Source organism: Halovivax sp. (genome assembly GCA_007119345.1).
Classification (GTDB): Archaea; Halobacteriota; Halobacteria; order Halobacteriales; family Natrialbaceae; genus Halovivax.
The window spans coordinates 1-9,192 of the sequence record SKPV01000270.1 but is presented as its reverse complement, the minus strand read 5'-3'; the positions used below and the strand labels follow the sequence as shown (position 1 = coordinate 9,192).

The following is a 9,192-nucleotide window of genomic DNA, read 5'->3' as shown; positions in this document are numbered from 1 at the left end:
TCTTCCTCGCCGACGGCGTCGCTCGCCGGCGCCGGCGCTCCGCCGACCGTCGCGAGCACCAGTCCGATCAGCAGCGTCGCGAAAACGATCGACCGGCCGTCGGGAGGGGACACACCGTGGCCGATTCGCGTAAGATCCCATAAATTTGTTTGCTCGCGACCGGTCGGCGGTCACGACGACGGTCGATCCCCGCCCGCCGCCCCGGACGGCGCGGAATCGTCCGCGACGGCCGACTTCGCCGACCGAGCGGGCTCGCGGACGCCGGAGGTCGACCGCAACGCGAACGAGCCGGACGGATCGACGCCTACCAGTCGGCTTCTTCGACGTCGATCCAGATGTGGACCGAGTACTCCGTGTCGTCCATCGTCGGCTCGGCGGGCGCCTCGTCGGGGAACAGCAGCCAGACGACGCGGACGTCCTCGCCGGTCAGCGTCGGTTCGATCTCGTGGAGGTGATGCCAGCTCTCCTCGTGGGCGATCGTGGTCTGGAACCGATCGAGCTCGCGCTGCTCCTCGACGACGCTCTCGTTCCCGACCGTCTCGACCCGCTGTTCGACCACCACCACCGTGTAGTCGACGGTCCGGTGTTCGTGGTTGTCCACGCCGACGACGATCTCGGCCGCCTCGCCGTGCTCGAGCTCGGACGGGTAGTCGGCGGCGACGAGCTCGCCGTCGTCGTCCTCGGTGAGCACGTAGACCGCCGAGAACTGCTCGCCCTGGGGCGGGAACATGACCGCGAAGCCGACGCTCCCGAGCGCCAGCACCACCGAGGCCACGAGGAGGACGTTCAACACGGCGTCGCCCCGGGTGTCGGGCTCTAAGAGTTCGGATCGCCCGGCGGCGTACCACTCCCGGTAGGGTACCCGGAATCGTTCCTCGGGCGGCAACTCCCACCGACGCACGGCGCCGACGACGGTCGCGACGACGGTGAACCCGCTCACCGCGAGCATGATCGGCACCAGCCGGATCCCCCACGGCGTGAAGTTCAGCACGAGGCCGATCAGCGGCACGATCGCGATGCTCAGCCCGAACGAGAGCGCCACCCGCTCGATGCCGTCGATGCCCGACCGGTCGAGTCCGGGAACGTACGAGCCGAGACCGGCTTCGTCGGCGTCCTCGGACGTCCCGTCGTCGGCCGCGTCGGCGGCAGTTGGCGACTCGCCGGCCTCCGGAAACAGCGCCGCGATGAAGGCGTACCCCGGGACGAAGAGGACGAACGCGAGGCCGAGCGGGATCCGCAGCGGCGTCTCCCTGATCAGCGGTGCGAGCACGGCGACGTTCGTCGCCGCCACCAGCGCGAGCGCGCCCGCGAGGTCCGCCGGGAGCTCCCGAACCGGCCGCGGGAGCAGCATGCGAAGCGCCCGACCCTCTTCCATTCGACGCGACATAGCCGCCTCGCTGATAAAAGTCGGTCGGTTCGAACGGTCGACGGGTTTCCCACGTTCGTCCCGCGTCTCCGGGCGGTCGAGCGGAGCCGATCGGCTGGGAGTCGGGTCGCCATCCGCGCCAGCGTTCGTCCTCTCGGTCGGCCGTCGGCGTTCCTGTCGACGTCGCGCACTGTACCCGGAAGATTCGCGTTCTCCAAGCGATGAATCGGACCTTCTAGCGGCCTGCGAGGTGGTTCTCGACCCGTCCCCACTAGTACTAGTGGCGGAGTACTTCGGACGGGTCAGTGGCGGAGTCCGTCGGACGGATCTCGAGCGATCGGTCCGCGTGCCGACGGCTGGCCGAGACTCGCACGAATTCCCCGAAGCGTCGCCGGGAGGATCGCGGGACGCCTGGCCGGGAGCGGAGCTCTCTTTCGGGAGCTATCGGCGATCGTCTGTGGCGGGGTGCCCGACCGGTCGATCGATTCGGTTCGGACTCCGGCGTTCGTCGTCACGGCCCATGCCCTCGCGTGTCTCGTGGCTATCCGGACTCCCGTGCCCGCCGCCGGCCGGCCCGCTCACGACCGTCTCGATGATCTCCACCTCCTCGTCCTCCGTCACGTAATCCGCGTCGAAGCACGCGTGAATGATCTTGTGGGCGAGTTCGGGGTCGTCGAAGACGGACGCTGTGGACGAAGCGTTCGGCTGATTTCGCTCCATCGCATCGACGCGCCGGCGGAGCGATTCGAACCGCGCCGCGAGATGGTTCACTGACGGCCCGGCCTCGGTCGACGATGGGCTCCGCTCCCCGGTCGCGCCCGTCGTCGAGGGGGTGCGGTCACCACGCTCCTGCGTCTGGTCCCCGTTCGATTCGTCGCCGACAGACTCGTCCTCGCCCCCGAGCGACTCGTCCTTGCCCCCGACAGACTCGTCCTCGTCCCCGCCGTCGTCATCGTCGAACTGTTTCGAACCGTTGGCGTTGCTCCCGCCGTCGACGGCCGTCTCGGCCGAGTCGGCGGTCCGCTGATCGCGGCCATCGTCGGCGCCGTCGGTCGCCCGTTCATCGAGCGCGTCGGCACGATCGACGTCGAGGTCCTCGGAGGCCACCAGTTCGTCGACGAGCTCCTCGCGTCGCGACCAGTCGAAACCCTCGATGCCGCTCAGCCGCTGGCTGATCGTCGCGCCCGTCACGCCGAGTCGGTCGGCCAGCCGCGACTGCGTGGCGTCGGGCAGTCGATGGATCTCCCGGAGCGTCTCGCGCTGTTTCTCGGTGAGTGATGAAAAGTCGATCGTGGGTTCGACTTCCGCGTCGCTCGCTGAGCTCGCGTCGATCATGGCTGTCGAGGGGTCCGTCGGTTCTGGGGAGGTTTCGCTCGGCGTCGGGTCGTTCGCGGCGGATACCGCGGCGGCGCCGTCGTCGTCCGTCGGCGCCGATTCGCCGTCGTCGTCCGTCGGTGCCGATTCGCCGTCGTCCGTCGGCGCCGATTCGCCGTCGCCCGCGGCGTGGTTCGGCGACGGCTGATCGTGGTCCTCGGCGTCGACGGCCGGATCGCCGTACTCCTCGAGCACCTGTTCGACGAGACCGACGTTCGCGCCGCTGACCTCGTCGGCGATCGCTTCCATCGACGCCTCGGGCCGCGACGCCGCCGCGTCGAGGATCTGCTTGTGGACGACCGCCCGCGGAGTCTTCGGGGCGAGTCGGGATTCGCGCTCGGTCGTCGTGTGTGAGTCACTCATGGCTCCCACCACCAATCGTACGTGGCGCTACGGACGTCCCACGCCGGTGAATCAATTATACCTTTTCCAATAAATCGCCGCTTACTACGTTTCGTACGGAGTTGCCGTGAGACTATTCGTCGAGTCTGGCTCCCGCTGAGAGGTCGCCGCTGGTCGACGATCTCGGTCAGCAAGCGAGCGTTCTCCCGCTCCACGGACCCCTTCGACCGATCGCCGGTCGCCCCGCAGCCGCCCGTTCACGTGTCGCCGGTACAGAGCCGTTGCGCGCAGTCGAGGACGCGTTCGGCGTCGGAGCGCGTCACGGGCTCCGGGTCGAACGTCGCTCGCTCGTAGCCTTCGGTCACCGCCTGGAACAGCTCGTCGTCGCCGATTCGCTCTCGGTACTGCCGATAGAGCTCCCAATGGGTGACCGGTTCGCGAGCGTCGATTCGAGATCCGACCTCCGACCGGGTGGCGGCGTACGCCGCGGAGACGGCCGCCTCGGGCCGCCCCCGTGCCAGATGGTCGGTCGCCGCCGAGAGCAACGCGCCGGATGCGACCGGCGCGTGCCGGCGGGCGTCGCCGGATCGTTCCCGGCCAGCGTCGTCATCGACCGACCCCGGCGCGGCCGCACCTCCCTCCCGCCGCCGGTAGCGTCGCGCGAGCGCCCAGCTTCCGACCGCCGCGACGAGCGCGAGCGCCCATCCGATCGACAGCCACACCCACGTCGGCACGCCGCTGCTCGCGGTCGGAAACGTCACCGACGAGCGCGCCTCGACCCCGTCGAGACTCGTTCCGGTCCCGTCGTAGGCCGCCACGACGTCGACGTCTCCGTCGGCCATCCCGTCGGCGACCGTCACTGAGGCGTTGAACGAGCCGTCCTCGTCCGTCGTCACGGTCTCGACGGTCGTGCCGCCGACGACGATATCGATCGGCGCGTCGTCGACGCCCTCGCCCGCCGCCGTGAGCGTCCCTTCGACGGCGACGTCTCGCTCCCCGTCGCGGACCGCGGTGATCGACAGCTCGGGGTCGGCCGCCGTCACGGACACCGTCGTCGCGGTCGCGGTTTCCGCGAGCGCGCGATCCTCGAACGGGACCTCCACCCGGAGTTCGGCCTCGCCGTCGGCGACGGTCGGGGGAACGGTCGCGGTACCGTTGAACGACCCGTTCTCCGTCTCCAGGCTCCCGAGCGGTTCGTCGTCGAGGGTGACGAGCAGCGGCGCGCCGTCGACGGGCTCGCCGTCGACGGTCAGTTCGGTCGATACAGAGAGCGGTTCCCCCGGCGTGACCTCGTCCGGCTCGACGGTCGGATCGGCGATCGTCGGTTCGACCTGCTCGACGGAGACCGACACGTTCGTTTCGCTCCCGAGGTACGGCGACTCCTCGTCGGGCTCGTACGAGACGGACACCGACTCCGCGGTCTCGGCGATCGACACCGGCCGGTAGGAGAACTCGAACCCGCCGTTCGCGTCGGTGTCGGTCGATAACGTCCGATTACCGATCTCGAGTGTGATCGACTCGTCGGCCACGGGTTCGCCGTCCGCGGTCAGCAATCGCCCGCTCGCTTCCAGCGGGTCGACGAACGAGATCGCCTCCGAATCGGCCTCGATCTGCAGCGCCGTCTCGTCGAACTCGGCCTCGCGGATCTCCGCCTGCTCGGCCTGGATCTCGCGATTTCGCTCCTCGATCGCCGCCGCGGCCTCCTGCAGGTCGGCGCCGACGAGTTCGTCGAGGGCCGCGTACTGCTCCCGAAGCTCGCGGCTCGCCTCGTCAACCTCCGTCGCGAGCTCCTCGAGTTCGCGAGCGACCTCTCGCGCCCGCTCGTCCTCGTCGGCGTCGCGGGCGGTCTCGTAGCGCTCCAGGGCGTCCTCGTACGCCGCGATCGCGGCGCTGACGTTCTGGAACTCCTCGCCCGCGCCGCCGAACGACTCCGCCTCGTCGTCGTCTTCGTCCTCGTCGTCGGCCACCTCGACGTACTGGGCGTGTCGATCGGCGAACTCGTCGCCGACGAGTTCGCGAGCGCGCTCGGCTTCGCCCTCGCCGATCTGTATCGCTCCCTCTTCGAGCTGACTCCCCAGCTGCTCCGTCAGCCAGCTATCGAGCATCTCGTCCTCGTCCGCGTATTGCCCGTCGGGGTCGCGGTGGCGGACGGTCTCGTTATCGTCCTCGTCCTCCTCGACGACCGCCGAGAGGGCGTCGACCGCCTCGCGTTCGGACGGGCCCGCCGGATCGTCGTCGACGGCGACGGTGCCGGCGGCCGTCCCCGCGACGGCGCTCGCGCTGAACGCGAGCACGCACAACAGGACGACGCCGCCGGCAGTTCGAGTCACGAGGACCGGCTTCGCCTCGCAGGGAAAAACGTCTGTCCCCTCCGGGCGCCGATCAAGGTCCGATTATCCCGGCAAGCGCGATCGAGAACCGAGAAATTGCCGGATTTCGATCGCGTTCCGCGGTGGGACTAGCGTGGATCGCCGGTCGAACCGGCGATCGATGCCGAACGGCTCCGGTACCAGTACCTTCAACATCTCGCTCCGGTATGACAACGGTATGAACCCCACGCGTCGACTGTGGGCGATCGGCGGGCTGGCGGCGTTCCTCGCCGCGTTTGGCGTCCTCCTCGCCCGGCCGGTCGCCCTCGCCGGCGCCGCGTTGGTCGGCGGGTGGCTCCTCTCGCGGCAGTACCGCTTTCTCCGCGCGGCCGAGCGGACCGCCGACTCGCTCTCGGTGCGCCAATCGCCCGCCAGGACCGGCGTTCGCACGGAAGCGTCCGTTCCGGTCACGCTCGCGGCCGCCGTCGATCCGGACGGCCTCCCCGCCGACTTTGACCTCTCGATCGAGGCGGGGCTCCCGGCGGCCGCCCGCGCCGGTGACTCGCTCGAACTGGCGCTCGGAAAATCGAGCCCGGAGGCCGACCGGACGGCGACCGTGGAGTGGCCGATCGCCGGCCGTCACCGGTTCGACGCCGCGACGGTGACGGCGACCGACGGCCTCTTTCGGGAGACGTTCGCGGTCGGCGACCGTCCCGCGATCACCGTCGAGCCGCCGGGGCCGCGTGGCGTCCACGTCGGCGAGGGCGGCGAGCGCGTCGCGGCGATCGGCGAGCACGCGAGCCATCGGTCGGGATCCGGCATCGAACCCGCCGAGGTCCGCGAGTACGTGCCCGGCGACGCGGCGAGGCGGATCGACTGGAAGGCGACGGCCCGACTCGCCGCGCCCCACGTCAGGGAGCGCGAGAGCGAGTCCGACCGCCGGACGCTGCTCGTCGTCGACCACCGCAAATCGCTGGGGGTCGGGCCGCCGTCCGAAACGAAGCTCGACTACCTGCGGGCGGCGGCGCTCGCCACCGCCGCGAGCGCCCACCACCTCGGCGACCCGGTCGGCCTGGTCGCCGTCGGGGACGAGGGGATCACCGACCGGTTCGATCCGGACACGGGGCCGGCCGCCTACCGCCGCGTTCGGAGCGCCCTGCTCGATCTGGCGGCGACGACGCCGGTCGAACCAGACGGCGAATCGACTCGCACCCACGCCGACGCCGACGGGGAGGTGACGACGGGACCCGATCGGGACGTCGGCGAATCTCGGCCGTCCGGGGACGGCGAATACCGACGGTCCGGCGACGGCGAGCCGTCGACCGCCGGACTCGGTTCGTCGACCGGGGATTCCGTCGCGAGCCGCCGCCGCTCGGTCGGCGACGCCCGCCGATCGTTCTCGGCGCTCGCGGGGGACGCCGACCGGTTCGCCCGCGCGCTGCGCCCGTTCTACGCCGACCGCAGACCGTACCTGCGGCGCCTCGAGTCCGATCCCCTGTTCGGGGCCGTCCGGGCCGAACTCGGCCGGCGGACCGGCGGGGCCTGGCTGGTGCTGTTCGCCGACGACGCGCGGCCGGCGGAGCTCCGCGAGACGGTCACGTTCGCCCGTCAGCGGGGCTGTAACGTGCTCGTCTTGCTCGCCCCGACGGTGCTCTACGAGCCCGGCGGCCTGGCCGACGTCGAGCGGGCGTACGACCGCTACCTCGCGTTCGAGGAGTTTCGCCGGGAGCTCGCCCGGATGGATCGGGTGAGGGCCGTCGAGGTCGGACCGACGGACCGCGTCGCGGCGGTCCTCGAGTCGGGCGCCGCCGGGGGTGCTCGCTCGTGAGCGCCGCCGGGACGACCGGCTCCGCCGAGTTGGGCCGACCCGACCGGTCTGCGGGGTCCGCGCTCGCGGCCGCGACGCTCGTCGTCGCGTTCGGCCTCGTCGCCGGACCGATCGGCGTATTCGCGGGGATCGCGACCGTTGCGATATGGTACGCGGTCGGCGTCCCGTACGCGCTGGCCGTCGGTCACGTCGCGCTCGTCGCGCTCGTCCCGGGCGGAATCGATCCGCTTTCGTTCGCCCTCGTCGAAGTCGGGTTCGTGACGATCCTGCTCGCCTCCGTCGCCGACCCGGATCGCCGGCCGATCGCGACCGTCGCGATCGCGAGCGCCGTCGCCCTCGGGGGGACGGCCTGGCTCGTCCTCGCGTTCCAGCCGCTCTGGCTGGCGGCGGCGGCCCAGCTCGGCGTCCTCGCGACGGTCGCGTACGCCCTGCACCGCTACGAACTCGTCTCGCTGGGGCTGGTGACGGACGACCGCGAATCGCCGGGGACCGACGATACGCTATCCGACACATGAACACGGACGATCCACCTGCATCCGACAGATGAGCACGGACGATACTCCATCCGACAGATGAGCACGGACGATCTACCCGTCGACGAGCCGACGGACGCCGCCGTCGGGGCGGAACGGGCGAAGGAGGCAACAGCGCGCGACGACGAGGACGCCGTCGACCGCGCCGACCTCGTCGCGCGGGCCGAACTCCTCGCCGAGGAGAACCGCCGGCTCCGCGGGGAGTACGCCCGGGCCCGGCGGACGCGCTACCGGCGAACGGCGCTCGGGCTCGTCGCCGTCGGAGTCGTCGCGATCGCCGGCGCGCTCGTCTTTCCCGACGCGCGCACCGTTCTGTTCGCCCTGGGCGCGACCGGCCTCTTCGGGGGCGTCCTCACCTACTATCTCACCCCGGAGCGATTCGTCGCCGCGGCCGTCGGCGAGCGCGTCTACGACGCGGGCGCGAGCAACCTGGCGGCCGTCGCGGACGAGCTCGGCCTCCAGGACCAACGCATCTACCTTCCGGCGGACGCGACCGGCTCGCCGCGGCTCTTCGTCCCCCAGCGGCCGGGCGCCCGACTCCCGGACGACCGCGACGGCCCCATCGTCACCGACGAGGACGCCCGGGGACTCCTGCTCGAACCGACCGGCGCACCCCTCTTCGCGGAGTTCGAGCGGGCGGTGACCGGCGACCCGGCGTCGACGCCGGCGCCGCTGGCGGGCCAGCTCGCCGACGCCCTCGTCGAACAGTTCGAACTCGTCCGCGGCGCCGACCCCGACATCGATCCGGACGGCGGCCGCGCGACGGTGGCGATCACCGACAGCGCGTACGGCCCCCTCGACCGGTTCGATCACCCGATCCCGTCGGTGCTGGCCGTCGGATTCGCCGTCGGGCTCGACCGGCCGGTCCGCCTCGACGTCGACGCCGGCGACGAGCGGGCCGACTGGCTGGTGACCTGTCGGTGGGAGACGAGCGACGCCGACGAGGACGAAGCCGACGCGACCGCCGCAAACGCCGACGAAGCGGACGCCGCCGTCGACGTCGACCGGTAGGCGACCGATCGACTCCCTCCGCGTCCCTGCCCCCGACGACGGGGCGCCGCATATCTCTCCCCGACGACGGGGCGCCGCATATCTCTCCCCGACGACGGGGAGCACCCGGGGCGCTTCGAAGCGCTTGCGGGAGGTAGCCGGTCGACGGTTCCGGTTCGGGCTACTCGTCTGCGGGACGGCCCTCGGCCGTCGCCACCAGCTCCTCCGGGTCGGCGCCCGGCGGCTCGACCTCCTCGAGAATGTTCTCCACGACGTCCACCTGACTCACGTCGCTCAGGTCGGCGTCGGTGCTCAGCACCAGCCGGTGACCGAGGACCTGTTCGGCGATGGCCTTCGCGTCGTCGGGGATGACGTAGTCGCGGCCGTGGATCGCCGCTCGCGCCTTGGCGCCGTTCAGGAAGGCCAGCGAGGCCCGCGGGGAGGCGCCGT

General features: G+C 71.2%; 7 protein-coding genes. 3 read left to right on the top strand and 4 right to left on the bottom strand.

Annotation, left to right across the window (positions count from 1 at the left end):
• Positions 1 to 304: 304 nt before the first annotated feature.
• The 3 genes from QZT59_RS18140 to QZT59_RS18130 form a co-directional block, all read right to left on the bottom strand.
• On the bottom strand, positions 305 to 1,375 hold the full coding sequence (locus QZT59_RS18140; protein WP_290819289.1) for a DUF1616 domain-containing protein: 1,071 nt from the start codon (positions 1,373 to 1,375) through the stop codon (positions 305 to 307).
• Positions 1,376 to 1,807: 432 nt separating this feature from the next.
• Complete coding sequence (locus tag QZT59_RS18135) at positions 1,808 to 3,103, bottom strand: hypothetical protein (protein WP_290819288.1); 1,296 nt, start codon at positions 3,101 to 3,103, stop codon at positions 1,808 to 1,810.
• Positions 3,104 to 3,339: 236 nt separating this feature from the next.
• Positions 3,340 to 5,412, bottom strand: coding sequence for a hypothetical protein (locus QZT59_RS18130; RefSeq protein ID WP_290819287.1), 2,073 nt, complete (start codon positions 5,410 to 5,412; stop codon positions 3,340 to 3,342).
• A 217-nt stretch (positions 5,413 to 5,629) separates the two neighbouring features.
• Here QZT59_RS18130 and QZT59_RS18125 point away from each other — a divergent pair, with 217 nt between their 5' ends.
• Genes QZT59_RS18125 through QZT59_RS18115 form a run of 3 tightly spaced genes read left to right on the top strand, consistent with a single transcriptional unit; the run spans position 5,630 to position 8,763 of the window.
• On the top strand, positions 5,630 to 7,219 hold the full coding sequence (locus QZT59_RS18125) for a DUF58 domain-containing protein (RefSeq protein ID WP_290819286.1): 1,590 nt from the start codon (positions 5,630 to 5,632) through the stop codon (positions 7,217 to 7,219).
• Positions 7,216 to 7,734, top strand: a complete 519-nt coding sequence (locus tag QZT59_RS18120) for a hypothetical protein (RefSeq protein WP_290819285.1) — start codon at positions 7,216 to 7,218, stop codon at positions 7,732 to 7,734. Before QZT59_RS18125 ends, QZT59_RS18120 begins: the two co-directional genes overlap by 4 nt.
• 57 nt (positions 7,735 to 7,791) lie before the next feature.
• Positions 7,792 to 8,763 carry a hypothetical protein gene (locus QZT59_RS18115; protein WP_290819284.1) on the top strand — a complete coding sequence of 324 codons (972 nt, stop codon included), beginning with the start codon at positions 7,792 to 7,794 and terminating at the stop codon, positions 8,761 to 8,763.
• Between the two features lie 160 nt (positions 8,764 to 8,923).
• Here QZT59_RS18115 and QZT59_RS18110 read toward each other — a convergent pair.
• The coding region (locus tag QZT59_RS18110) for an AAA family ATPase (protein ID WP_394348681.1) at positions 8,924 to 9,192 on the bottom strand (269 nt) is incomplete at its 5' end.